The following is a 26,267-nucleotide window of genomic DNA, read 5'->3' as shown; positions in this document are numbered from 1 at the left end:
GGAGTGATCGGGATGAAGGTTTTTAAAAAAGGCAGGTTGGAAAAAATTTTGGATAAGTTATCTGAGTCGGCTGAAGTTTATGTACCTATGATGCGCGGTGCCCAATCGGGATTTTTTGATTACAAAACTTATAACCCGGACTTTGATGAACTGGTTTTGGAGGCTTTAAATGTTCTTAGACCTCCTAAAGAAGTAGTTTTTCCGCAAACAGAAAAGATGTACAGCTTTAAGCAGGAGGGACAGGATGTAATAATTGATAAAGTCTATGAGGATGAAAATCCGCGTATTATTTTTGGTATAAGGGCGTGTGATTTAAAGGCTATTGAATATTTAGATGAGGTTTTCTTGACCTGTGGTTATGAAGATGCTTTTTACAAAAAAAGACGGGAAAATACGGTTTTTATCGCTAATGCCTGTTATACTCCGGGAAAAAACTGTTTTTGTGAATCGATGGGTGTAAATCCTGTTGAGCCAGAATTAGCTGATATAGTTTTACGCGAATATAGTGATGAAGGTTATGTATGGGAAGTAAAGACTGAAAAAGGCGAAAATATTACCAGGCTGATAAGTGATTTGCTGGAAGATAAAGAAGTTCAGCTTCCTGAATTGAAGAAGTTTGTGATTAAGGTAGACTATGATGGAGTAGCTGAGAAACTTAAAGGTTTATTTGAGCATCCCATGTGGGATAGACTTTCTGAGCCGTGTCAGACATGTGGTATATGCACTTATATTTGTCCGACCTGCCATTGCTTTGATATTCAAGTTAAGGCCTGGGGTGATGAAGGTTATCGTTTCCGCTGCTGGGATTCCTGCATGTATAGGGAATATACCCAGATGGCAGGAGGGCATAATCCGCGTGAAACAGCTAAAGAAAGGTTTAGAAACCGTTTTCTGCATAAACTTGAGTTTTTTTATGAGCGCTACGGTAAGCCGCTTTGCACCGGATGCGGCAGATGTGTCTTTGTTTGTCCATCGGGGGTAAGTATTGTAAAAATTATTGAGGAGATTAAGGGGGCATAGAATGTGCATAAGTGTAATTGTGAAAATCCTTTAGTTCCGGAAATTGTTGAAGTAATTGATATAATTGATGAAACTCCCGATGTGAAGACTTTCAAGGTAAGTAAAATAGGTGGCGGGGTGCCTTTTGATGTTATGCCGGGACAATTGGCGATGGTTTCGCTGGTGCCGGTAGGTGAAGGTATGTTTTCAGTTTCCTGGCAGGAAGACAATGATCATCTTCAGTTTGCCATAAAAAGAGTAGGTTTGATGACTGATGAGCTGCACCGTATTGAAGTAGGACAGAAGCTGGGAGTCAGAGGGCCTTATGGCAATGGTTTTCCGGTAGAAGCATGTAAAGGCAAAAACATGCTTTTTATAGGGGGAGGAATAGGGCTTGCACCTCTGCGCTCATTTATTAAGTATTGCTTTAAACATCGTGAGGACTATGGGAAAATAACTATAATCTACGGCAGCCGCAGTTATGCTGATTTATGTTTTAAGGATGAGCTTTTTGACAAATGGCCGAAAGAGAAAGAGACTGAAGTTTATGTAACCATTGATAAGCCTGAAGAAGGCTGGGATGGACATGTAGGTTTTGTTCCTTCGTATCTGGAAGAATTAAATATAAGTCCTGAGAATACTATTGCTGTAACCTGCGGTCCGCCAGTAATGATAAAATTTGTTTTGGAAGTTCTTGAAAAAATGGGCTATACCGATGACCAGGTTATAACTACCTTAGAGATGCGAATGAAATGCGGTATTGGTAAATGCGGACGGTGTAATATAGGAAGTGAATATATCTGTCTTGATGGGCCGGTATTTACTTTAGCCCAGCTAAAACAGCTTCCTCCCGAGTGGTAAAAAATAAAAAAAAAGGGGACATTTGTCCTCTTTTTTTATTTTAGAAATGCTTCTAATTTTAAAAAATGGAACCGCCAAAAACCCAACCCAAATAAAAAATTCCGATTATAGCTATGATATGCCATATCCACCAGCCGGCACGCAGGAAGTTGAAAGTTCCCAGATCATATCCGGTTTCAGTTTTGTCAAACTTTATGTTGTCATTATTGTTTTCACCGTTCACAGGAAACCCTCCTTTTTTTACATATCAGTATTTACTTACCTGTTATTACTATTTCCAGAAAGTCTGGTTTTATGTATAAATTAAAAAAGTTTGACAATTATATTTAAATCCTTACAATATAGGTAGTTGTTTAATATGCACAATAATGTGCACACACAAAGGAGGAGCATGATGACGGTTAAACATGATGAACTGCTTAATCCAACTTTAGCTAAAATACTTAAGGCTTTTAAGTTGGATAAAGATTATGTTCATGGAGAAGGCAATTATCTTGCTGATAGAGAAGGCAGAAAATATTTAGATTTTATTGCCCAGTATGGAGCTGTGCCTTTTGGATATAATCCTGATTTTGTATGGGAAGCGTTGGAAAGGGTGAGAAAAAATAAAATACCAAGCCTTACCCAGCCTTCTTTGCCTGGAGAAGCATTAATGCTGGCTAAAAAGCTTATGGAATTGTCCCCTGGAGATTTGACCTACTCGACCTTTTGCCAGAGTGGAGCAGAAGCGGTAGAAGCAGCTATAAAGCTGGCACGTTCGGCTACCGGCAAAAAGATAATAGTTTCTACTATAAAGAGCTTTCACGGTAAGACTTTAGGAGCCCTTTCAGCTACCGGACGGGAAGTTTATCAGACACCTTTCGGAGCGCCGATCCCAGGCTTTATGCATGTGCCATATAACGATATTGAAGCTTTAGAAGAGATGTTTATCAAGCATGAAGGTGATATAGCCGGTTTTATTGTAGAGCCTGTTCAGGGAGAAGGAGGAATGGTTCCTGCCCGGCCGGGGTATTTGAAAAAGGCACAGGAGCTTTGCCGCAAATATGGTATAGTTTTTATTGTAGATGAGATTCAAACCGGATTGGGACGCACCGGTAGCCTTTTTGCTTGTGAAGAGGAAGGTATTGAACCTGATGTTATGCTTTTGGCTAAAGCTTTGGGAGGAGGTTTAGTTCCTTTAGGAGTATGCTTGAGCTCGCCTAGGGTATATAATGACGATTTTGGCTCTCTGCACAGTTCTACTTTTGCCAATAACAACCTTACCTGTGCGGTGGGAAGTGCGGTATTAGATGAGCTTATAAAAGATGACCGAAAATTTATTCGCGAAGTAAAGGAAAAAGGCGATTATCTCCTGAAAAGAGCTCATGATTTGGGAAACCGCTATTCTGATATTATAAAAGAAGTGCGCGGAAAAGGGCTTATGGTAGGTATAGAGTTTTATGAGTTAAACGATTGCGGTTCTTTTGATATGGCATATCTTACTGATGTTAAGGGGTTTACCGCACTTTTGGCCGGTTTTCTTCTTAATGTATATAATATAAGATTGGCGCCGTTTTTGAATAATCCTATGACTTTGAGGCTAGAACCGCCTTTAACTATAACTTATGAGGAAATAGATTATGTTATGGAAGCTTTGGAGATTGTCTGCGAAATATTGAGCAAAAAAGATTATGCTAAGCTTTATCGTTACTTGTTGGGAGACTATTCAAAGCCTGGAGTAATAGATGATTATCGTTCGGTAAGCCGAAAGATAAGGGGTTCGGCACTTAAGGAAGGAGAAAAGCCGACAGAGAAATTTGCTTTTGTAATCCATTATCCCGGGCCGGAAGATGTGGTAATCAATAATCCTTCATTTAAGACATTCAGCCGGGATGAAATTATGAAGTTTATGGATTGGCAGACTTTTGATGATGAACCTGGGATAGTTTGTTATATGCCCGCTATAAGATCAAAAACCGGAAAAATTGCAGAAGGGTGGCTTATTGGAATACCTTATGGCGGAAGACAGATTATGAGCTTGCCGCGTGAGGTTACGGTTAAGGCGGTGCAAAAGGCGGTTGATTTAGGAAGGGATTTAGGTGCTAAAATTGTAGGATTAGGAGCTTTATCTTCGGTAGTAACCCGGGGAGGAAGGTCAGTTCAGGGCCGGGGAGTGGCAATTACCAGTGGGAATAGCTTTACTACCATAATGGCTTTAGAAGCGTTATTTTCAGGGGCTAAAAAGATGCATATTGATGTTTCTAGAGCACATGGAGCAGTGGTAGGAGCAACCGGTTCGATAGGCAGGGCTTGTGCCCTTATTATGTCAGAAGAAATGAGATATATAACTTTGCTGGGCAATCCACAGCATCCTACCAGCAGCAAAAACCGGCTTAACTCTCTTATAGAAGATATGTTCAGTTATGCCTGGGAAAGAAGAAACAGAGGAGAGATAAAAGGACTCAGCGCATGGCTTGATGAAATAATGGAGATTTTAGAAAGAAAAGGCGATGAAAGGGCAAAATGGTTAAAAACGAGAATAGAGAATGAAGAAGTAAATATAGAAGTGTTGAATGAATTGTGTGTTTATCTGGGAGTCAGTTTGCCTGTGACAACCAGTTTGGATGCAGAATCAACTTTGCCGAAATGCGATCTGATTGTAGCGGCCAGCAATTCTCCGGAATATCTTGTTTATTCACACCACTTAAAGCCGGGGGCGGTGGTATGTGATGTGGCAAGGCCGGCTGATGTTGCTCCCGAAGTTTTAGAAGAAAGAAATGATGTTTTGATTTTAGAGGGCGGACTTGTGGAATATCCTGAACCGGTAGTATTCGGTCCTAATTTTGGATACCGGGACGGAGTAAGTTTGGCTTGCCTCTCTGAAACGGTTTTACTTGCTTTAGAAGGTGACTATAATGATTACAGCATCGGAACTAAACTTTCTTTGGATACTGTAGCTTATCTACGCCATTTAGGCGAAAAGCACGGTTTTAAACTGGCCGGGCTGGTTATGGGGGGAAAAGAAATAACAGATGAAGATATAGAAGAAATTTATCGAAATTCGCTGCGCATGAAAAAGGCCTATAGTATTTAACCGTGAAAACTGAGAAAAAGGTAAAGTCTTAAACAGGCTTTACCTTTTTTTGATGGTGATGTAAGCTATAAAAAAAATGGGAAAAGATTATAACAGGGGGTAGAAGGATGGAATTACAGACTATAACTATTCGTAAGGATGGCAAGTGGTATTTTGGGCAAGCAGAGATGTTCAGACGCAATATATTAAATATTTTAGCCAGCCATATAAAGAGAGATGAAGAGGGAAATTACTATATAGAAATGGGACAGGAAAGAAATCCGCTAATAGTGGAAGATGTTCCTTTTTATGCGGTAGGAATAACCGAAGATGAGAATGGTAGGTTTAAACTGATTTTTCATGATCTGCAGGAGATGATTTTGGATAAAGAAATGAAAATCAGCTTTAAAGGAGATGTCCCTTATATAAGTTTCAAGTGGGAAGGGGATACCCGCTTGAGCCGAGGTGTATACTGGAAATTAAGCGACTATTTTGATTTCAGGGGAGATGAAGTTTATATAGTTCCCCCAGGGATAAAAAAACAGAAAGAGGGGTAAAAAAAGTGGCTTTGAGGATAATTACAGATACTTCATGCGATTTGCCTGATGAGGAATTGAAGAAATACGGCATAAAAATGGTTCCTTTAAAAGTAACTTTTGCCAATGGGGAAAACTATCTCGACCGTTTTGAACTTTCTCCTGATGTTTTTGTAGAAAAAATGCGAAAATTTAAAACCCTTCCTAAAACATCTGCACCTGACCCTAAGACTTTGATGGAATATTTTGAAAAAGGACTTAAGGAGGCAGGAGAAGTAATTTTTGTAAGTATATCTTCAGGCCTTAGCAGCACTTATCATACTGCTTGTCTTGCTAAAAAAATGATTGACAGCAATAAAATAAAAATTTTTGACAGTTTAACTGCTTCTTTAGGGACTGGAATAATGGCAGTTAAGGCAGCTCAGATGGCGGCTAAAGGCATAGGCTTGGAAGGGATAATAAAAAGGTTAAATGAAATAAGGAAGGAAAGAGAAGTAATTTTTACGCTTGATACCCTGGAAAATGTGGTGAAAGGCGGCAGGCTTAGCAAACTAGAAGGATTAGCGGCTGATTTTTTGCATATAAAGCCTATTTTAAGGGGAAATGAGAAAGGAGTTCCCGAGATAGTGGAAAAGGTAAGGGGAAGAAAAAGGGCTATCAAGAGAATAGTTGATATGACTGAAGAAATAGCAGGAAATAAAATGAGTGAAAAAATAGTGGGGATAAGCCATGTCAATTGTTTAGAAGAGGCTAAACTGCTGGCTTCAGAAATAAAAAACCGCTTTAATCCCGCACAGATTATAATATCAGATATGAGCGCTACAGTGGGAACTTATGCGGGAGAAGGCGGTTTGATGATAAATTTTTAACTCTTCTACAACCTACCTATATGAGGTGGACGAAATTTACTTTCATCGATAGTCAGAGCATATTCGATTTCTTTTAACATTTTATCTTTTTTATCGGGAATTTTGCCGTGAACATTCCAGTAATTGGAGACATGGTCGCTTAAAACCATGCTTCCCTTACATTCTAAGTTTTCAATGAATTGATAGACCTCCCTCAAAGCTTCATGAGGGCTTAAGAGTTTAAATTTGCCTTTTGTGTAATCATCATAAAGAGGGGTAAAAGGCACCGGAATATAGGTGCGGAGCCTTATAAATTCGGGACTGAAAGCATTTAAGGTTTTAGCACTGTTTACTGCATGTTCATGGCTTAAATCTTTTCCCCCTATGCCGACTAAATAATATTCGCTTACTTCTATACCGGCTGATTTAAGTTTTAATCCTGCCCTTATAATCTGCTCGGATGTAGTTCCTTTGCGTATTTTTTCTAAAACAGTATTGTCTCCGCTTTCCATACCGGTGTGAACTCGGGTTAAACCGGCCTGGTGTAAAGCCTTAAGCTCCTGTTCGCTTTTTTTATCTACAAAACGGGCAGAACCATAGACGGTTATGCGTTTGAGACGGGAAAATAATTCATGGGCATAGCTGAATATTTCAATTAATTGTTCGGTTTTCATTACTATTGTATTGCCGTCAGGAAAAAAGATGGATTCTACAATATCACCATAATATTGACGGGCGGAGAGCAGATCTTCTTTAATTTCTTCTACCGGTCGAACCCGAAATTTAGTGTTTTTATACATTGCACAGAAAGTACATTTGTTGTGAGGACAGCCTATGGTAGCCTGAATTAGAAGGCTGCCCGCTTCGCTGGGAGGTCTATAAACAGTGCCTTCATAACGCATTTTAAATTCCTCCTTTTTAAGTTAGGATAGCAGATGAGCTTTTAGGTTTAAAGGGATTTTACGGTGAAATAATCAGAAAAATAGTTGTAAAAAAGTTGTTTTGCTTGGAAATAAATTATATCATATTAAAAAATAAAAAAAGAACAATATGACGAAATATAATAAAAATTGCGAATTTTATGCAGGGGTTATTTTTTTATGATAAAAGTCTTGATTGTAGATGATGACCAGCGTGAACGCATAGTTCTAAGGTATGTTTTGGAACAGCTTAATGATGTGGAAATAGTTGGAGAAGCTGTACATGGCCTGGAGGCTTTGCTTCTTTGTCAAGAAAAAAAAGTAGATTTGGTTTTTTTGGATATAACTATGCCTGAAATGGGAGGTATGGAAACGGCCGTTAAGCTTAAATCTTTAAAAGATCCGCCTTTGTTTGCTTTTGTTACGGCAAAGAGGGAAATGGCAGTAGAGGCTTATGAGCTTGGAGCCCTGGATTATATAGTAAAGCCTATTGAACAAAACCGAATTCGCAAGACTATTGATCGCGCAAAATACCAGATAGCCCATAAGGATGTTATCAACGAGCTGGTTAGAAATAGATTGAAAGAACGAATAGATTTTATGCTGGAGAGGTATAAAGATCATGAGGTTTATGCCAACAAGCTCCCTATAAGGGAAAAGGGTAAAATAACCCTTATACCGCAAGGAGATATAATTTACTGTGAGAGCCAGGGTAGAAAGGCGTATATATTTACAAAAAAACAAGCTTATTTGAGTAATTATACTTTAGGAGAACTCGAGGAGAAACTCGACGGTGCCTATTTTTTTAGGGCTCATCAGGCTTTTATTGTTAATCTGAATTATGTTAAGGAAATTGTTAGTTTTGGCGAGGGATCTTATGTATTAAAGCTGGAGGACAGTGATAAAAATATTATACTGAGTCGGGCCAGGGCCAAAATTTTAAGGCAGAGGATGGGAATACAATGATTTGTATACATGGTCATAAATATACTGCTAAACCTGCAAATTATACTGTATTTTCTGCTAAACAGGCAGAAAATATAAAAAAAGTAAAAGATGCTCTTTTGTTATTGTTTTTGTTATGAATAGAAGGGAGCAGCGGTTTTTATGCCCCCTTTTTTGTTTTACAGCAGCTTATGGCATAATTTTGTTACTAAAATAACAAGGTAGGGCAAAATATCCTTTATTGCCGACCGATTATTACCAAAATAGAGAAAAAAATCACAAAATGCTATATAGTAAAAAAAGAAAAATAGGGGCGGAAGATGTTGGTTAAAGGAGGATAGGGAAAATATAATATTGACTTGGATTAGTTTTAAATTATAGGGTTTTGCTAAAATAGAACAAAACTTACAACCCTATAAGAACTGGAAGCTCTTCGAGGGGGGAATGCCTGATGATACCATTTTACCGGTTGGAAAGATATGAAGGGAATGAAGCTTTGTTCGACATGGTTTTAATGTCGATAGTTTCAACTTATGCCGGGGTGCCCTTGCATATTCATGCTGAGGGACTCAGGGGAACGGGGAAAACCACTATAATGCGTGCAGCCAGGGATATACTGCCCAACATCACTCGTATTAAAGGATGTATTTATAATTGTGATCCCCAAGATCCACATTGTCCCCAGCATAAAAATATGTCAGAAGAAGAAATCGCTGCGATCGGGACGGAAGAAATACCTATGCCTTTTCTGGAAATTTCTCATTCCGCCAAGGTTGGTACGGTTGCCGGAAGCATTGATTTAAGCCAGCTTACTGATCCTGCTCATCCAGAAGCCCGGCTTTTACCGGGACTTATTCCCCAGGCTCATCGCGGGATAATTTTTGTTGATGAGATAAACCGCCTTGCCGATACTTCGCCGGAGATAACGGATATACTTCTGGATGTTATGGGAAATAAGCCGGGCCATATTCAGATAGAAGAAGCCGGGCTTCCGATTGTGGAGATTCCGGTAAGCGTTTCCGTATGGGCAGCTTCTAATCCTGATGAAGAACCGGGACCGTTGGAAGAGATAAGAAGGCAGCTTTCTGACCGCTTTGATATGGTTTGCTATATGGGGCGTCCGAATTCGGCTGATATACTGGCTAATATTTTAAGGGAAAATTCACATTGCGGAAGATTTAAAAAGAATAATAAAGAACAAAAAGTTGCTGACTCTGATGCGGTGCAGAATGACAAATATAGGCAAAATATAATAAAGTGGGCGGAAATATACATGAAAACCGACTTACCGGATTTTTTGCGCAATTTTATTGCCCGGCTTTACATTAAACATAATCTGGAAAGCATACGCGCAATTGAAGCTATGCAGCAGGGGGCTGTTCTGCACAGTATTATAAAAGGCCGCAATAATCCGGTTATAAATGATGTTACTTATATGATACCTTTGGTTCTCAAGCATCGGATTGATGGAGATGCCCTGGTAAGGCTTATGAATGAGGTTGATGCCCGGGGGGTCCGAGATGGGATTCTGAATTTTAAAGGGCGTAAAAACCGGAAAAAGGCGGAAGAAATTGATAATGATTACTTTCAGCATACAGCCAGGCCTTTGAAGGATATGGAGCGAAGTGAGCTTATAAATACGGAAAAGACCTTAACCCCGAGCGATTTTTAAAGGGGGGCTTTGAATGCCGGAGAATGTCCATATAGATAATGCTACTTCTGTCGGCAATTATTTAAGCCTTTATCTGGGACAAAATCAGGGAGTAAGGCTGGGAGAAAGCGTAGTTGTAAGCCGCAAGGCTCATGCCCGTATGCCGGAAAAAAAGATTAAAGGACAGATAAAAATTTTGACTAACCGGGATGCTGGAAAAACTTATTTGGATTTTGTAGATGAAGACCAGGTAGTTCATATTGATGTATACCATAAGCCGGGGGAAATTTATCCTGATGATGTTGCACGGGCAATTTACCACGGCATATGTAATTACTTTTTGACCCGGGATCCCCAGCTTAAATATGCGGAAGATGAGCTTTACAGGATGGTATCGGCTTATAACCATAAGATATATATCGTAACTAATCAGGGAAAAGGGCTTTTGTATGATCTCCTGCAGGAAAATATAAGTCCTTTTATGGTCGGAGAGGAAGGTTATGACCATGTCCATATTCTGGCTAGATTTAACCGGGATGAGTATTATTTGGTATATGTCATAGCCGAAGCAGTAGAAGAGGTAATAATTGCCTCTGAGGTTAAGCTGGCCAAGGTAAGAAACATAGTTCATGGAACCCAAAAGCAGAAAGAAGACAGTTTTTCCGGATATATAAAACTGCCCTGGAAAAAATTGAAGGGGCAGAATGCTTCTGCTTTACCGGAAAAAGAAAATGTGAATCAGCTTATAGTAAAGCTGGCGGAGAAGTTTGGCGGAGTAGAGGAAATTGAAGAATTTATGGAATCATATTCTACTAATATTTTTAAACGCAAAGGAATGGACCAGCAAAAGAAAAAATGGGGCGATGTAGAGCATTATGTGGAACAGCTGGAGGAGTTGGGGATTTTAAAAGATACTCCGGCGGGGAAGATTTTAACCCGTAAAGGGAAGGAGCTTAAAGAATATGTTATTAACCACAAATGTGAACTGGAAACGGAAATTAGGAGGAGCATCCGCAAAATGCCTTCTGGAGGCAGCGGAAGATTTATCAGGCTGGGCAGTGCTGACTTTAAAAGTCATCGTATTGAATATATTAACCGAAACAAAACGATAAATAATATCAGAAACTGGTCAGGGGATTTGGCAGTACCGGAAAGTATCGTGCAGGCTAAAAAGAACGGGTTTTTAAGGGGCGACGAACATTTTACCATAAAAAAAGAGGATTTGCATTATTATCAGAAAAGAAATTATATTCCCGTAAATGTCTGTTTGCTTTTAGACAGTTCAGGGAGTATGGCGGGAGAAAAAAGGCAGGCTGCCTGTTATTTGGCTCAGCATTTGCTTTTGACCGGAAAAGATAAGGTTGCGGTGGTTGCTTTCCAGGAAAAAAGCAGTCGGGTAGTGGTGCCGTTTACCCGCAAGGAAAGTGAACTTAAGAAAGGATTATTTACGATTAATCCGGCTGGTTTAACCCCTATGGCGCATGGGATAATAAAGGCTTTGAAACTTATAGAAGAAAGCCGGATTAAAAACCCGCTTTTAGTATTAATCACTGATGGTTTGCCTAATGTGCCTTTGTGGACTATGGATGCCAAGGCAGATACTTTAAGGGCTGCTGCTATGATAGCAGATAAGAATATAAGATTTGTATGCATAGGGGTAGAGTCTAACCGGTATTTTTTAGAGAAAGTGGCTGAAAAAGCAGAAGGGATATTGTATTTTGTAAATGATCTCAACCGGGATAATTTGATAAATATAGTCAGACATGAAAAAAAGGCTATTTTAGCAGGAAAAAATATGGCCTGATAAATTAAATGTGTATCATAAATGTCTGTTGTAAGTTTTTTCTATTGACATAGTTCAATAAAAGGGTATACAATATACGATAATAAAATAACGTTGTGTGTTTAGACAACCTGTAGTTTGCTTTAATAACTCCTCCTTCATGAAGGGCACCGTACGGTGCCTCTTTTTTATTTTGGCAGGAATATTTTGAGAATCCTTTTAGTATTTTTATATAAGGAATATAAAAGGAGGATTTTAGTATATGAGGAAATTTATATTTATAATAGGATTGGCTGTTTTAGCTATATGTCTTATAAGCGGGGGATGTTCATATAAAGGAGAAGAAAGTGTAAAAACTTTGCAGGAGCTTATAAAAACCTCATCAAAAGATTATAAAGGTGATATTTTAGAAAAGCTTAAACAGAAAACAGAAGATAATGAACTTAAGTATGAGGGTGAAAAAAAGAGTCAGGAGGTTGAAGATAAAGATAAAGAATACATACAGGTTGAGCTTTATTTTGGCAAAGAAGATGGCAGCGGTTTGGTAGCAGAGATGCGTGATATAGAAAGAAGAGAAGGCATTGCACGTTTAACCGTAGGGGAGCTTATAAAAGGACCGGATAATCCGAAGTACGTCAAAGTTTTTCCGGAAGGAAGCCAGCTTTTAGATATAAATGTAAAGCCAAACGGTATTTGTATAGTAGATTTAAACTCAGAAGTTGCCAGAGTTAAAAGTGCTAAAGAAGAAAAACTTATGGTGTATGCATTGGTTAATACCTTAGCTCAATTTCCCACTATTGACAAAGTTAAAATAAGGATAGAAGGAAAGGAAACTGATACTATTGCCGGCTATGTTAAATGGCCGGAGTTTATAAAACCGGATTATGATTTTTAAGGATGCTCCCTTTATGGGAGTATTTTTGTATATAAAAGAATAAGTTTATATAGAATATATTTAGCAAAAATGATAAATTATTTATTGAATTGCTTATTTTTTGGTTTATTTTTACTTTTCTGCAGATAATTTTGCCGTAGTTTTTTATTTTTTGTGTTATAAAAATAAAAGAGGTGTTTTTTGGGTGGATAAATTAAAGCCCATAGGGATTTTTGATTCAGGAATTGGAGGACTTACCGTAGTAAAAACCCTCATAGAGAAATTGCCGCAAGAGAGTTTTATTTATTTTGGGGACACAGCTCACTTGCCTTATGGGGATAAAACTAGAGATCAGCTGTTCGGTTATGCTTACAGTATCATAGATTTTATGAGAAAAAAACATGTTAAAGCTATAATAGTAGCCTGTGGCACTCATTCGGCAGTAACATTACCAAGCATAACAGAGGAATATGATTTTCCTATTTTAGGAGTGGTTAAAGCGGGGGCAAAGTCGGCTGCCAGATTAACCCGCAATGGGAAAATAGGGGTTATTGCTACGCAGGCGACGGTTAACAGCTTAGCTTATACTAAGAATATAAAAGAAATTAACTGTCATCTGGATATATATGAAGTTGCTTGTCCCCGTTTTGTGCCTTTAATCGAAGCAGGTAGATTGGAAGGAGAGGAGACAAGAAAAGCAGTAGAAGAATATATAAGCCCTCTTCTTCGAAGAAATATTGATACTTTAGTTTTGGGCTGTACCCATTACCCGTTTTTGACTCCTGTTATACGGGAGTTTATAGGTGATAAAATAATCTTAGTTGATCCCGCCTGGGAAACAGTTGAAGAGATGAAAGATATTTTAAAAGGCCAGGATCTTTTGAGTGATTCTGGGATTTTACCTGAACATAAGTTTTATGTGAGCGGTGATGACAGTTCTTTTTATGAGGTGGGGAAAAGGCTTATCGGAGATGTAATTGACAGAGTAGAGAGAATAAATTTAGATTGAGGTAGATATTATGGGGAAAATAGGTTTTACTACAACTATACCGGTGGAAGTTATTATAGCTGCCGGCAAACAGCCGGTAGATTTGAATAATATATTTATCACTTCGAAAGAAGCTGGAAAAATGGTAGAATTGGCTGAAGAAGCCGGATACCCGCGTAATACTTGCGGTTGGATAAAAGGGCTTTATGCCGTATCTCAAGAAAATGATCTGGAAGCAGTTGTAGCTGTGATGCAGGGCGACTGCAGCAATACGCAGGCACTTATGGAGACTTTGCAGCTTAAAGGGATTAAGATAATCCCTTTTGCCTTTCCTTTTGAAAGGGATAAGGAAATGCTCAAATTTAATATAGAAAGATTGATGGATTATTTTGAGGTAAACTATTCCGAGGTTATGCGGGTAAAAAAAGAATTAGATGAGATACGGAAATTATGCCATAAGATTGATGAAATGACCTGGAAGGATAATTTGGTAAGCAGTTTTGAAAACCACTATTATCTGGTCTCTTCCAGCGATTTTAACGGAAGTCCGGCCAACTACCAGGAAGATTTGGAGAGGTTTATTAAAGAGGCAAAAAAAAGAAAACCTTACGATGATAAAATGCTTCGTTTGGCTTATATTGGAGTTCCTCCCATATTTACTGATTTTTATCAGGCATTAGAGGAGATGGGGGCCAGGGTAGTATACAATGAAGTCCAACGTCAGTTTTCTATGCCTTTTTCTTCAGAAGATATATTTGAACAGTATCTTAAATACACTTATCCTTATGGGGCTTTTGCCAGGCTTGATGATATATTGGAACAAATATCCTTAAGGAGGGTAGACGGGGTTATTCATTACACTCAGACTTTTTGTTTCAGGCAGATTGAAGATTTGATTTACCGCGAAAAGATTAAGATCCCATTTCTGACTTTGGAAGGGGACAAGCCTGGAAAACTTGATGCCCGCAGCCGTATGCGTTTAGAGGCTTTTATAAATATGCTTAAAAGGTGAGGTTATGATTGGTATAGATTTAGGGTCGAGAACGGTAAAAATTGTGCAGATGAAGGATAATGAAATAATTAAAAGTGAAGTTTATGATACTATTCAGTTTTATCGGCGTTATGCCGGTAAAGGTGAAAGAAACCTTAAGGTTGATGTTCAGGAATTGGGATTTGTTGAAGATAAGATTATAGCAACCGGCTATGGCAAAGTGACGATTCAGATTGATGGTGCAGAACATATTCCTGAAATTCAGGCTCATGTCAAAGGAGCTATATGGCAAACAGGATTTTCTGATTTTACCCTTATTGACATAGGAGGGCAGGATACCAAGGTTATAAAAATACGGGATAAAAAGGCGGTAGATTTTATGACTAATGACCGCTGTGCCGCCAGTTCGGGCAGATATATGGAAAACATGGCATGGGTTTTAGATATAAGCCTTGAGGAATTATCATCTTACAGTGAAAATCCAGTTGAGTTGAGCTCAACCTGTGCTATTTTTGGAGAAACGGAGATTATAGGCAAAATTGTAGAAGGTTATTCTACCGCTCAATTGGCCGCAGGGGTTAACTATGCACTTTATCGGCGATTTGCTTCTTATTTGAAAAAGTTAGGCAGCGATATCCTGGTCTTTTCAGGAGGAGGGGCTTACAATTCCGCTTTGCTTGACATAGTGAGACGGGAAACTAAGGTTCATGTGGAAAGGCTTTTTTATCCTCAAATTAATGGAGCTATCGGCTGCTGTGTATATGGAGATGAAAAATCATGTGGTTAACAGTTATAGGACACTGGGCACCTTATCCTAAAACAGGTGAGGCCACCTCGGGCTATTTGTTGGAAACTGAAGAAACCCGCATTTTACTGGATTGTGGACATGGGGTTTTTTCATGTCTGGGAAATTATGTAGATTATAATATCTTAGATGCAGTTTTTATAAGCCATTTTCATCCTGACCATTATGTTGATCTGTATGCTTTAAGACATGCTTTAAGAGGGGCTTTTATGCTGAAAAAGCGGGAAGAAAAGCTTAAACTTTTTATTCCAGAAAAACCGGAGAGAGAATATGAATACTTTAAAGGAGCTCCTGAGTTTGAAGTTATAGAAATAAAAAACAGAATGAAAGTAGAAGTAAAAGATATAAATCTTGAGTTTGTTGAAATGAAACATGCTTTGCCATCTTATGGCTTAAAGGTTTCATTTAAGGAAAAAGCACTTTTTTATACGGGAGATACTGCGTTTTTTACGGATTTTTATAGAGAAGGTGAAAAGGTTCAGCTTTTATTGGCGGAGTGTTGCCTTTATAAGAATGAAGGTATGTATGCCAAACGGGCAGGACATATGACAACTCATGATGCAGGACGGATGGCTGAGGTTTTAAGAGCAGATAAACTGGTAGCTACTCATTTCTGGCCGGGATATGATATAGATAGGCTCAGAGCTGAGATACTGGAGGTCCATAAGGGAGAACTGATTATGGCAAAGGCCGGATTAAAAATAAAGGTTTAATGTTAAGGAGGGGCTATGCGGGAGATTAAGGCGGAAGAAATCAGGGATATTATAGCTGAAGCGGTTATTAATGCAAATATAAGGCTGCCTGAAGATATAAAAGAGGCTTTAAAGAAGGCTAGAATGAATGAAACTGAAAAGAGGGCACAGAAGATTTTAGATATAATACTTAAAAATGCTGATATGGCTTTAAGTGAAAGGATGCCTTTGTGCCAAGATACCGGTATGGTAGTAGTTGAGTTGAAAATTGGCCAAAATGTGCATATAACAGGCAAAAGCCTGGAAGAGGCCGTAAACGAAGGAATAAGGGAAGGATACCGGAAAGGATACTTCCGCAATTCGGTAGTATATGATCCCCTGATCAGAAGAAATACAGGGGATAATACTCCGGGAATAGTTCATATTGAAGTGGTTCCGGGGGAAAATGTTGAAATAAATGTATTTCCCAAAGGTGCCGGAAGTGAAAATATGGGAAGACTTGCTATGCTTAAGCCGTCTGATGGGATAGAAGGAGTAAAAAAATTCGTATTAAATACGGTCAAAGAGGCTGGGGCTAATCCCTGCCCTCCGGTTATAGTAGGAGTGGGAATAGGCGGAAATATGGAAAAGGCAGCATATCTTGCCAAAAAAGCCTTGATGCGTCCATTAGATGAAAGAAATCGCCGGGAAGATATTGCAAAATTAGAAGAAGAACTCCTGGAAATGATTAACGCCTTGGGGATTGGTCCTCAGGGGCTGGGTGGGAAAACTACTGCATTGGCTGTGAACATAGAGGTTTATCCTACCCATATTGCTAGCCTGCCGGTAGCAGTTAATTTAGGCTGTCATGCTACCAGAAGGGTGAAAATTATACTTTAGGAGTGAAAAAAGTTGAAAGTATTGAGAGCACCGGTGACAGATGAGGATATAAAAAATCTTAAGGCAGGAGAAGAGGTACTGGTGGAAGGGACTGTTTATGCAGCCCGGGATGCTGCCCATAAGAGAATGAAAGAAACGCTGGAAAAAGGAGAGAAATTGCCATTTGATCCTGAAGGGCAGATTATTTATTATGTAGGGCCGTGTCCAGCTCCGCCCGGCAAAATAATAGGTTCTGCCGGGCCTACTACCAGCGGCAGGATGGATTCTTATACTCCTCTTCTCTTAAGCAAAGGCCTGAAGGTAATGATAGGCAAGGGAAAACGCTCTTTAGAAGTAGTAGAAGCTATGAAAAAATACGGGGCAGTTTATCTGGCGGCAGTTGGAGGAGCCGGAGTTTATCTGGCTCATAAGATAAAGGGGGTAGAAACTGTTGCCTATGATGATTTAGGGCCGGAGGCTTTGCGCAAGTTTGAAGTAGAACATTTTCCCTGTATTGTAGCTATAGATGCTGAAGGTAATAATATTTATGAAAGGAAATAGCAAATATTAATTTGCTAAATAAAAGGTGGAGGTTTTTTTATGCAGAGGCCTAGCAATCGTGCAGCAGATAAAATGCGTCCAGTAAAAATTATTCCGGGTTATGTGAAGCATCCTGACGGGTCGGTTTTGATTGAAGTAGGGGATACCCGGGTTTTGTGTTCAGCTTTTCATGAAGAAAAGGTTCCGCCTTTTTTAAAAGGTACCGGCACCGGATGGGTTACCGCCGAATATTCTCTTTTGCCTGCTTCAACCATTACCAGAACTCCGCGTGAGGTAAGCAAAGGCAAAATAAGCGGAAGAACTTCGGAGATTCAAAGGCTCATTGGCCGGGCTTTAAGGGGGATTGTTGATCTTAATCTTTTGGGAGAAAGGACTATATGGATTGACTGTGATGTTATTCAGGCTGATGGAGGGACCCGGACTGCTTCAATAACCGGGGGGTTTGTAGCTTTATTTTTAGCCTTGCAGAAGCTTAAGGAAAATGGAGTTATTGAAAAAATGCCTTTAAAGGATTATGTTGCTGCTGTAAGCGTAGGGCTCTATGAAGGTGTGCCGATTTTAGATTTAGAATATGTAGAAGACTCTAATGCAGAAGTGGACATGAATGTGGTAATGACTGGATCAGGCCAATTCGTAGAAGTTCAGGGAACCGGCGAAGGACGTCCGTTTAGCCGGAATGAGCTTGATTCTCTTTTAGATTTGGCGGCTAAAGGCATTTATCAGCTTATAGATTTACAAAAAGAAATCGTAGGAGAGATTAAATATGAAAACCCTGTTGATAGCGACGAGAAATCAGAAGAAGAAGCGTGAGCTTCAAAATATATTAACTGATTTAGATATTAAGGTTATTACTTTAGAAGAAATAGATATTGACGTGCCGGAAATTGAAGAAGACGGGGAGACTTTTGAGGAAAATGCGATAAAAAAAGCTAGAGTAACCGCAGATTTTACCGGATATGTGTGTTTGGCTGATGACTCAGGGCTGATGGTAGATGCCTTGGAAGGAAAGCCGGGGGTTTATTCAGCGCGTTTTGCTGGGGAGAAGGCGACTGATGAGGAAAACAATCAAAAGCTGTTAACTTTTATGCAGGGGATTGAAGAAGAAAAAAGAACTGCCAAGTTTGTATGTGTTATAGCAATCTGCACTCCGAGAGGAGAAGTGCGGACGGTTAAGGGTGAGTGTAAAGGGAAAATAGCCTTGGAACCTAGGGGCGATAAGGGTTTTGGTTACGATCCATTGTTTATACCAGATGGATTTGATTTAACTTTTGCTGAGCTTCCCGAAGAAGTGAAAAACAAAATAAGCCATCGCGGGCGAGCACTGCGCGAAATAGTTCCGGTTATAAGAGGATTGATGAGTAGGTATGAGTAGGTTTAAGAAGATTGATTTTACTAAAATTGCTGTTTTAGGTGATACACATAGTGATATAGAAAAAGCAGAAAAGGTTTTCATTGAAGAAGGGGTAGAATATTTTCTGTTTACTGGCGATTATTACAGTGATGCAGTGAAGCTGTCAAAAAAGCTTAATATAGGATTTACTGGGGTTATAGGGAACTGCGACCTGGCTTTTCAAAGTGCTATAGGGTTTCCTGAAGAGGAGTTTTTGCTTATAGGAGATAAAAAGGTTTATATGGTTCACGGTCATCAATACCGGGTTAAAGAAAACCTTAATGTCCTGTATTACCGCGCATTAGAAGTAGAGGCAGATGTGGTAATTTTTGGACATACCCATATACCGGTCTGTGAAGAGATAAACCAAATCTGGTTTCTGAATCCCGGCAGTCCGACTAAACCTAGAAATAAAAATTGTGGCACATGGGGGTTAATTTATAAAGAGAGTGATAATTTAAAAATAAAATTATTATATTTATAATATAAAAAATAGAAATAATGTTGTGAAAATTTTAACTTATCAAAGGCTTGTCAAGTATTATAATAATTTTGTATAATCTCTCCAAAAGATGTAAAGGGAAAGTCAAGCTTAATGTTTATTATTTATATTTTCCCTGAAAAGAAAATATTTCGGATGAAGGATATGAGAGAGGATTTTGCGCAAGCAAAATCGCCGAAGAGGCAAGCCTTTGATAGGCATAATCGAAGGTGTAACTTTCAGGCAAAAGGATCATATCCTGACGAAACCCTGAAGAAGTGTTTCGACAGGGAAGAAAATGCCTCATTTTCTTCCCTGTTTTTATTTTAGGTATATTTCAGACGGAAGGCTATGCTGTATATCAGTTTTTTAAAGGGGAAAGCTAAAATAAAGTGTTTAAGGGGGCAGGCAGTAAAAATGAATGCATTATATAATGTTCAAAAGGCTAACATCCTTTATGGAAAGGCTATAAGGGATCAGATTTTAAAGGAAGTCTCTGAAGAAATAAGTGAGCTTAAAGAGCAGAATGTTTCCCCTTTCCTTATGACTGTTGAAGTAGGAAATGATCCGGCAACTGCAGTTTACAAGGAATCACAGCGAAAGCTGGCCTCTCAAATAGGTATTAATTACGAAACAATCGAACTTTCAAAAAATACTTCCCAGGAAAGACTTTTGAAAACTATAGACAGGATAAACCGCGATCCGGTAATAAATGGTCTTATGGTTCATATGCCTCTGCCTGAACATATTGATGCCCGCAAGGTGCAGTGGAGTATAAACAGCATGAAAGATGTAGAGGGAGTTACCCCTTATAACATGGGCAAGCTTTTTTTAGGTGCAGAAGCACTTTACCCATGTACAGCTGAAGCTATAATGGCCCTCATAAGATCAACAGGGGTTGAGATTAAAGGAAAGGAAGTAACTGTAGTAGGCAGCAGTTCGATTGTAGGGAAGCCGGTAGCGACCATGCTTTTGAAGGAAGAAGCTACTGTTTCTATATGCCACTATGCGACTTCCCAGCGGGGAATGCTGGAACATCATGTGCGTAATGCGGAGATTCTGGTAGTAGCAGCTGGAGTTCCCAACCTTATTCCGGGAGATTGGATAAGAGAAGGTGCAGTAGTAATTGATGCTGGTATAAACCGGGTAGGGAAAGATATAGTAGGTGATGTTGATTTTGAAGGAGCAGTAAAGAAAGCCAGCTATATTACTCCTGTTCCGGGAGGGGTAGGAGCTGTTACCGTAGCTTATCTTATGAAAAACACGGTTACTGCACTTAAAAGGCAGCTAGAGGCTAGGCATGGTTAAAATAAAATGATTAAGGAGGTATACATTTATGGCACTTAAACGAACTCCGCTTTTTCCCATGCACGAAAAGTATGGGGGAAAATTGGTTGATTTTGGCGGGTGGGAGCTTTCTGTTCAGTTTAGCGGAATTATAAAAGAACATCACATGGTAAGACAAAAAGCAGGGCTTTTTGATGTTTCCCACATGGGTGAGATTGAAGTAAAAGGGGAAAAAGCTGAAGATTTTGTGCAGTATCTGGTAACAAATGATGCTAAAAAGCTTAATAACGGACAGGTTATGTATTCCCTTATGTGTTACGAGGATGGGGGAATAGTTGATGATCTCCTGGTTTATAAGTATAATCCTCAGCACTTTTTCCTGGTAGTTAATGCTGCCAATACGGAGAAAGATTTTACCTGGATTAAGGAACATGCTTTCCCAGGAGTAGAAGTAAAAAATGTTTCAGATGATTATGCTCAATTGGCTCTACAGGGACCTAAAGCACAGGAGATTTTGCAGAAGCTTACTGATACTGACCTTGACACCATCGAGTTTTTCTGGTTTAAACCTGATGTAAAAGTTGCAGGAGTAAGTTGTTTAGTTTCCCGTACTGGTTATACCGGAGAAGATGGTTTTGAAATTTATATATCACCAAATGGGGCAGTGCATGTGTGGGAAGAAATAATTAAGGCAGGAGGTGAGGATGTAGTACCGGTTGGTTTAGGGGCAAGGGATACTTTAAGATTTGAAGCTAAGCTACCGCTTTATGGACAGGAAATAGACAAAGATATTACTCCTTTAGAAGCAGGTTTAGGTTATTTTGTGAAGCTTAAATCAGAGGATGATTTTATTGGTAAAAAGGCTTTATTAAAGCAGAAAGAAGAGGGATTAAAACGCATTTTGGTAGAGTTTAAAATGGTAGACAAAGGCATACCGCGCCACGGCTATGAGGTTTATAAAAATGGTGAGAAGATAGGTCATGTTACTACCGGAGCCCATTCGCCTACTTTAGATAAGGCGATTGGTTTAGCTTTGATTAAAAAAGAGTACAGTGAAGAAGGAACGGAAATCGAAGTAATGATTCGCAATAAGCCTGTTACAGCTAGAGTAATGAAAAATTCTTTTTATAAAAAACAGACTAAAAATAAAAAATAAATGGAGGGATAAATAATGCGGGTAGAAAGCGGATTGCTCTATACTCAAAATCATGAATGGTTAAAGGTAGAAGGAGATAAGGCTTATATTGGAATAACCGATTATGCTCAAGAACATTTAGGAGATATTGTTTTTGTTGAGCTTCCAGAAGTAGATGCTGAATTTGATGCAGAAGATTCTATTGCTGTAGTTGAATCTGTAAAAGCAGTTTCTTCAGTATATACACCGGTAGGCTGCACTATCGTGGAAGTAAATGAAGAACTAGAAAGTTCTCCGGAACTTTTAAACGAAGATTGCTATACCAACTGGATTGCTGTTGTTGAGATAACCGATAAAAGCGGCCTTGACGAACTTATGAATGCAGAAGAATATGAAGCATTTTGCGCTGAACAGGAATAAACAGTATTGAGTAAAGGAGGAGAGATAATGCGGTATACTCCTAATCCTCCTGCTGTAGCAGAGGAGATGCTTAAGAGCATCGGATTAAACAGCTTTGAAGATTTATTTGCGGATATTCCCCAAGAAGTAAGATTAAATCGTGAACTTGATCTGCCTGAAGGTTTAAGCGAAATAGAAGTAAAACGACATCTTTTAGAAAAAGCACGCCGCAATATAACGGTAGATGAATATCCCTGCTTTTTGGGAGCAGGTGCTTATGACCATTTTGTTCCGGCTGCAGTTGATCAAATTCTTTTGAGATCTGAGTTTTATACGGCTTATACCCCTTACCAGCCGGAAATCAGCCAGGGAATATTACAGTCTATCTTTGAATACCAGACGATGATATGTAAACTTACCGGGCTCGACGTTTCAAATGCTTCTATGTATGATGGGGGGACAGCTTTAGCAGAAGCATGTCAGGTAGCAGTTTCCAGCAAAGCCAAAAAGATTATTGTTCCTGATAATATTCATCCCGAAAATTTAAGGATATTAAAAACATATGCTTTGTCAGGGCGTTTTGCAATAGAAGTAATACCGGGCAAAGATGGCATTATAGATATTGAAGCTATGAAAAAAGCTATCGGAAAGGGGACAGCTGCAGTTGTTATCCAACAGCCGAATTTCTATGGGATAATAGAACAGGGGATTGAAGAATTGGCTGAGGCTGTCCACCAAAATAAAGGCCTTCTCATAATGAGTGTTGATCCTATTTCCCTTGCCATTCTTAAATCTCCAGCCGAATATGGAGCTGATATTGCAGTTGGGGACGGGCAGGTATTAGGAAATAATCTCAGCTTTGGTGGTCCTTACTTAGGATTTTTTGCAGCCAGTGAAAAGCTTTTGCGCAAGATTCCCGGACGCATTGTAGGGCAATCGGTAGATAGTGAAGGGAAAAAGGCATTTGTCCTTACCCTGCAGGCCAGAGAACAGCATATCAGAAGAGAAAAGGCAAGTTCTAATATATGTTCCAACCAGGCTTTATGTGCCTTAGCGGCAGCTATTTACTTGAGTCTTATTGGACCAGAAGGATTAAGACAGATTGCCCTTCGGTCACATCAGATGGCAGTCTATGCCAAAAATGAGCTCGAGAAAAAGGGGCTTACTCTTAAATATAAACAGCCATTTTTCCGGGAATTTGCAGTAAAAATGGATAATCCCTCCACAATGAATAAAAAACTTCTAGAAAATGGGATTATAGGCGGTTTTGAACTCGATGATGCCATGATGTTAGCCTTTACTGAGAAGCGAACCAGAGCAGAAATTGATAAGCTGGTAAATGTGTTAGGAGGGGAAAAATAATGAGTAAACTTATATTCGAAAAACATGTTCCTTTTAGCAACTCTTTCAGCCTTCCCCCCTGTGAAGTACCTGAAGTAGTGGAAATACCTGAAGCGCTGCAGCGTAAGGAAAAATTAAGTTTGCCAGAAGTAAGCGAAGTAGAAACAATCCGCCATTTCACGGAATTATCCCGCAAGGCATATGGGGTTGACAGCGGTTTTTATCCTTTAGGTTCATGTACTATGAAATATAATCCTAAAATAGACGAGTGGGCTGCCCGTCTCCCCGGCTTTGCCAATATTCATCCTTATCAGCCGGAGGAGACGGTTCAGGGTGCGTTGGAGCTCATGTATGAAATGGAAAAAATGTGCTGTGAGATTGCCGGAATGGACAGATTTACCCTGCAGCCGGCTGCCGGTGCTCATGGTGAAATGACCGGTGTGATGATAATTAAGGCTTACCACAAAAAACGCGGTGATGAAAAACGCACTAAAATTTTAGTGCCCGACTCTGCTCACGGAACTAACCCGGCGACCGCCAATGTGGTTGGATATGATGTAGTAGAAGTAAAATCAAATGACCGCGGTTTGGTTGATATTGAGGATTTAAAGGCTAAAATGAGCGATGAAGTAGCTGGGTTGATGCTTACTAATCCTAATACTTTGGGCTTATTTGAAGAAGAGATTGTTAAAATAGCTTCTATTGTTCATGAAGGCGGAGGATTGCTTTACTATGACGGAGCTAACCTCAATGCGATAATGGGAGTATGTCGTCCGGGAGATATGGGATTTGATATTGTTCACTTAAATTTGCATAAGACTTTTGGAACTCCTCACGGAGGAGGAGGGCCGGGTTCCGGTCCGGTAGGGGTAAAGGCTTTCTTAGCTGAATTTTTACCGGTACCTGTTGTAGAGAAAAAAGGGGATAAATATGTATTAGATTATGACCGCCCGGAATCAATTGGAAAAGTAAAAAATTTCTATGGTAATTTTGGAGTGGTGGTCAAGGCTTATACCTATATTAAATCGCTGGGCAGAGATGGTTTGAAAGATGTAGCTTATAATGCGGTACTTAACGCCAACTATTTGCGCCACCATTTGAGCCAGTATTATAATGTCCCCTATAATCGCCTATGTAAGCATGAGTTTATAGCTAATTCTAAGTTCCAGCATGATAAAAACGGCATAACTACTATGGATATAGCAAAGCGGCTTTTAGATTATGGTTATCATCCTCCTACAGTTTATTTCCCGCTCATAGTGCATGAGGCTATAATGATTGAACCTACAGAAACTGAAACTAAAGAAAGGCTTGATGATTTTATTAAAGCTATGGCTGATATTGCCCGGGAAGCAGAAGAAGAACCGGAAAAAGTTAAAAATGCTCCTCACACTACAGTAGTAAAAAGAATTGATGAAGTAGGGGCTGCGCGTAACCCGATAGTTAAATGGGAGGAAGAGTGATGAGAGACTTGGTAGTTATAGGTGGGGGTCCGGGTGGCTATGTAGCTGCCATCCGGGCTGCCCAGCTAGGCATGAATGTAGCTTTAGTGGAAAAAGATGAAGTAGGTGGCACCTGTTTAAATCGAGGCTGTATACCTACCAAGGCATATTTTCAGAATGCCAAGGCAGTTTGGACAATAAAAAAGGCAGAAGATTTTAATATTGAAGTCGGCAGTTTTTCTTTTAATATGCAAAAGGCTAAAGAGAGAAAAGATAGTATAGTAAGGAATTTGGTGTCAGGGGTTAAACAGCTTTTAGAGGCTAATAAGGTTGAACTTATAAAAGGAGAAGCAAGCCTTTCTTCATCTGATACGGTTATAGTAAATGATGAAGAAATTAAGGCTAAAAATATACTAATAGCAACTGGTTCTGTTCCTGCCCGGCTTAATATTGAAGGGGCTGACCTTGAGGGGGTTATCACCAGTGATGAAGCGTTAGAACTTACTGAAATTCCCTCAAGGTTTACCATTATTGGCGGGGGAGTTATAGGGCTTGAGTTTGCCTGCATATTCAGTGCTTTTGGGAGCAAAGTTACAGTAATTGAATATATGCCGAATATTTTACCCACATTAGATAAGGAAATCAGCAAACGGACAGGGGTATTTCTTAAAAAGCAAAATATCGACGTTTATACAAATGCAGCAGTAACTAAAATAGAAAAAGAAGATAAAAACCTTTTAGTTTATGTACAGGGTAAAAAAGGTGATATAATAATAGAGTCAGATATGGTTTTAATGTCTACGGGAAGAAAACCTTGCACAGAAGGGCTTAATCTTGATAAAGTAGGAATAGAGACTGAACGCGATTTTATAAAAGTTGATGAGAATTATCAAACCAGCGTTAAGGGCATATATGCCATAGGAGATGTAATTGGCGGTCAGATGCTAGCTCATAAGGCATCTGAAGAAGGAATTGTTGCCGTAGAGAAAATGGTAGGAATAAACGCTTCAGTTCATTATCATGCTGTGCCTGGCTGCATATTTACTTTCCCTGAAATTGCTACTGTTGGTATTAGTGAAGAGGAAGCAGCTGCTCAGGGTATATCATATAAAGTAGGAAAATTCCAATTTGCCGCCAATGGCAAGGCTATGACTATGGGCGAAGCAGAAGGGTTAGTAAAGGTTATTGCTGATGAAAATGATGTTATTATTGGTCTGCATATCATAGGGCCTCATGCCAGTGATTTGATTTTAGAAGGGACTATGATGGTCAAGAACAGAATGAAGGTAAAAGAGGTTATAGGAACTATTCATCCTCATCCTACTTTAGGCGAAGCCATAATGGAAGCAGTTCTGGATATTAACGGCGAAGCTATACATTTAGCTCCGCGTAAAAGTAAAAAATAATCAATAAAATATTAAGGGAGGA

At 39.3% G+C, this 26,267-nt stretch carries 26 protein-coding genes and 1 riboswitch; of the genes, 24 read left to right on the top strand and 2 right to left on the bottom strand.

The genetic code is table 11. The annotated features are described in order from the left end of the window. Positions 1-12 precede the first annotated feature (12 nt). Both H0Z36_RS09895 and H0Z36_RS09890 read left to right on the top strand, forming a co-directional pair. Positions 13-1,020, top strand: coding sequence for a 4Fe-4S dicluster domain-containing protein (locus tag H0Z36_RS09895; RefSeq protein WP_296865944.1), 1,008 nt, complete (start codon positions 13-15; stop codon positions 1,018-1,020). Between the two features lie 3 nt (positions 1,021-1,023). Further along, positions 1,024-1,860 carry an FAD/NAD(P)-binding protein gene (locus tag H0Z36_RS09890; protein ID WP_296865942.1) on the top strand — a complete coding sequence of 279 codons (837 nt, stop codon included), beginning with the start codon at positions 1,024-1,026 and terminating at the stop codon, positions 1,858-1,860. 58 nt (positions 1,861-1,918) lie between these two features. On the opposite strand, the gene H0Z36_RS09885 is transcribed toward H0Z36_RS09890, so the two are convergent. Beyond that, positions 1,919-2,083: a hypothetical protein gene (locus tag H0Z36_RS09885; protein WP_296865941.1), complete on the bottom strand. Its 165-nt coding sequence runs from the start codon at positions 2,081-2,083 to the stop codon at positions 1,919-1,921. Between the two features lie 168 nt (positions 2,084-2,251). On the opposite strand from H0Z36_RS09885, the gene H0Z36_RS09880 reads away from it, so the two are divergent. The 3 genes from H0Z36_RS09880 (at position 2,252) to H0Z36_RS09870 (ending at position 6,317) form a co-directional block, all read left to right on the top strand. Then, positions 2,252-4,933 (top strand): aminotransferase class III-fold pyridoxal phosphate-dependent enzyme, encoded by a 2,682-nt coding sequence (locus H0Z36_RS09880; RefSeq protein ID WP_296865939.1) that lies wholly within the window; start codon positions 2,252-2,254, stop codon positions 4,931-4,933. Between the two features lie 107 nt (positions 4,934-5,040). Beyond that, positions 5,041-5,469, top strand: a complete 429-nt coding sequence (locus H0Z36_RS09875) for a DUF1285 domain-containing protein (protein WP_296865937.1) — start codon at positions 5,041-5,043, stop codon at positions 5,467-5,469. 5 nt (positions 5,470-5,474) lie between these two features. Beyond that, positions 5,475-6,317: a DegV family protein gene (locus H0Z36_RS09870; RefSeq protein WP_296865935.1), complete on the top strand. Its 843-nt coding sequence runs from the start codon at positions 5,475-5,477 to the stop codon at positions 6,315-6,317. A 5-nt stretch (positions 6,318-6,322) separates the two neighbouring features. On the opposite strand, the gene H0Z36_RS09865 is transcribed toward H0Z36_RS09870, so the two are convergent. Beyond that, the gene (locus H0Z36_RS09865; protein ID WP_296865933.1) at positions 6,323-7,198 is read right to left on the bottom strand and encodes a radical SAM protein; all 876 of its coding nucleotides are present in this window, start codon (positions 7,196-7,198) and stop codon (positions 6,323-6,325) included. 198 nt (positions 7,199-7,396) lie between these two features. Here H0Z36_RS09865 and H0Z36_RS09860 point away from each other — a divergent pair, with 198 nt between their 5' ends. From H0Z36_RS09860 to lpdA, 19 genes are all read left to right on the top strand, one after another. Further along, entirely contained in the window at positions 7,397-8,182 is a 786-nt protein-coding gene (locus tag H0Z36_RS09860; protein WP_296865931.1) for a LytTR family DNA-binding domain-containing protein, read from the top strand. 430 nt (positions 8,183-8,612) lie between these two features. Further along, on the top strand, positions 8,613-9,833 hold the full coding sequence (locus H0Z36_RS09855; protein WP_296865929.1) for a magnesium chelatase: 1,221 nt from the start codon (positions 8,613-8,615) through the stop codon (positions 9,831-9,833). 13 nt (positions 9,834-9,846) lie between these two features. Further along, positions 9,847-11,616, top strand: coding sequence for a VWA domain-containing protein (locus H0Z36_RS09850; RefSeq protein WP_296865927.1), 1,770 nt, complete (start codon positions 9,847-9,849; stop codon positions 11,614-11,616). Positions 11,617-11,857: 241 nt separating this feature from the next. Then, a complete protein-coding gene (locus H0Z36_RS09845) occupies positions 11,858-12,490 on the top strand; it encodes a GerMN domain-containing protein (RefSeq protein WP_296865925.1) in 633 nt (210 codons plus the stop codon). Between the two features lie 184 nt (positions 12,491-12,674). Beyond that, complete coding sequence (gene murI / locus H0Z36_RS09840) at positions 12,675-13,478, top strand: glutamate racemase (RefSeq protein ID WP_296865923.1); 804 nt, start codon at positions 12,675-12,677, stop codon at positions 13,476-13,478. Between the two features lie 10 nt (positions 13,479-13,488). Next, entirely contained in the window at positions 13,489-14,469 is a 981-nt protein-coding gene (locus tag H0Z36_RS09835) for a 2-hydroxyacyl-CoA dehydratase (RefSeq protein ID WP_296865922.1), read from the top strand. A 4-nt stretch (positions 14,470-14,473) separates the two neighbouring features. Continuing rightward, positions 14,474-15,235 (top strand): acyl-CoA dehydratase activase, encoded by a 762-nt coding sequence (locus H0Z36_RS09830; RefSeq protein ID WP_296865920.1) that lies wholly within the window; start codon positions 14,474-14,476, stop codon positions 15,233-15,235. Then, the gene (locus tag H0Z36_RS09825) at positions 15,226-15,966 is read left to right on the top strand and encodes an MBL fold metallo-hydrolase (protein WP_296865919.1); all 741 of its coding nucleotides are present in this window, start codon (positions 15,226-15,228) and stop codon (positions 15,964-15,966) included. The genes H0Z36_RS09830 and H0Z36_RS09825 overlap by 10 nt, the downstream gene beginning before the upstream one ends. Before the next feature lie 15 nt (positions 15,967-15,981). Next, positions 15,982-16,824 (top strand): fumarate hydratase, encoded by an 843-nt coding sequence (locus H0Z36_RS09820; protein WP_296865917.1) that lies wholly within the window; start codon positions 15,982-15,984, stop codon positions 16,822-16,824. Positions 16,825-16,836: 12 nt separating this feature from the next. Continuing rightward, the gene (locus H0Z36_RS09815) at positions 16,837-17,364 is read left to right on the top strand and encodes a Fe-S-containing hydro-lyase (protein WP_296865915.1); all 528 of its coding nucleotides are present in this window, start codon (positions 16,837-16,839) and stop codon (positions 17,362-17,364) included. A gap of 39 nt (positions 17,365-17,403) precedes the next feature. Continuing rightward, positions 17,404-18,174, top strand: a complete 771-nt coding sequence (gene rph / locus H0Z36_RS09810) for a ribonuclease PH (RefSeq protein ID WP_296865914.1) — start codon at positions 17,404-17,406, stop codon at positions 18,172-18,174. Beyond that, positions 18,128-18,736, top strand: coding sequence for an XTP/dITP diphosphatase (locus H0Z36_RS09805; protein ID WP_296865912.1), 609 nt, complete (start codon positions 18,128-18,130; stop codon positions 18,734-18,736). Before rph ends, H0Z36_RS09805 begins: the two co-directional genes overlap by 47 nt. Next, entirely contained in the window at positions 18,729-19,238 is a 510-nt protein-coding gene (locus tag H0Z36_RS09800; protein WP_296865910.1) for a metallophosphoesterase, read from the top strand. The genes H0Z36_RS09805 and H0Z36_RS09800 overlap by 8 nt, the downstream gene beginning before the upstream one ends. A gap of 153 nt (positions 19,239-19,391) precedes the next feature. Beyond that, a riboswitch (glycine riboswitch) is annotated at positions 19,392-19,500 on the top strand. A 152-nt stretch (positions 19,501-19,652) separates the two neighbouring features. Continuing rightward, complete coding sequence (locus tag H0Z36_RS09795) at positions 19,653-20,543, top strand: bifunctional 5,10-methylenetetrahydrofolate dehydrogenase/5,10-methenyltetrahydrofolate cyclohydrolase (protein WP_296865908.1); 891 nt, start codon at positions 19,653-19,655, stop codon at positions 20,541-20,543. Positions 20,544-20,571: 28 nt separating this feature from the next. Beyond that, positions 20,572-21,678, top strand: coding sequence for a glycine cleavage system aminomethyltransferase GcvT (gene gcvT, locus H0Z36_RS09790; RefSeq protein WP_296865907.1), 1,107 nt, complete (start codon positions 20,572-20,574; stop codon positions 21,676-21,678). 15 nt (positions 21,679-21,693) lie between these two features. After that, positions 21,694-22,077, top strand: coding sequence for a glycine cleavage system protein GcvH (gene gcvH / locus H0Z36_RS09785; protein ID WP_296865906.1), 384 nt, complete (start codon positions 21,694-21,696; stop codon positions 22,075-22,077). Between the two features lie 27 nt (positions 22,078-22,104). Beyond that, on the top strand, positions 22,105-23,418 hold the full coding sequence (gcvPA, locus tag H0Z36_RS09780; protein WP_296865904.1) for an aminomethyl-transferring glycine dehydrogenase subunit GcvPA: 1,314 nt from the start codon (positions 22,105-22,107) through the stop codon (positions 23,416-23,418). Beyond that, on the top strand, positions 23,418-24,860 hold the full coding sequence (gcvPB, locus tag H0Z36_RS09775) for an aminomethyl-transferring glycine dehydrogenase subunit GcvPB (protein WP_296865902.1): 1,443 nt from the start codon (positions 23,418-23,420) through the stop codon (positions 24,858-24,860). The genes gcvPA and gcvPB overlap by 1 nt, the downstream gene beginning before the upstream one ends. Further along, positions 24,860-26,245: a dihydrolipoyl dehydrogenase gene (gene lpdA, locus H0Z36_RS09770; RefSeq protein WP_296865900.1), complete on the top strand. Its 1,386-nt coding sequence runs from the start codon at positions 24,860-24,862 to the stop codon at positions 26,243-26,245. Before gcvPB ends, lpdA begins: the two co-directional genes overlap by 1 nt. The last annotated feature ends 22 nt before the right edge of the window (positions 26,246-26,267 follow it).

Origin of the sequence: Thermosyntropha sp., assembly GCF_017656155.1 — a bacterium.
Lineage (GTDB): Bacteria > Bacillota > Syntrophomonadia > Syntrophomonadales > Syntrophomonadaceae > Thermosyntropha.
Note: the sequence above shows the minus strand (reverse complement) of the source record. Positions and strands in the feature narration are given on the sequence as shown.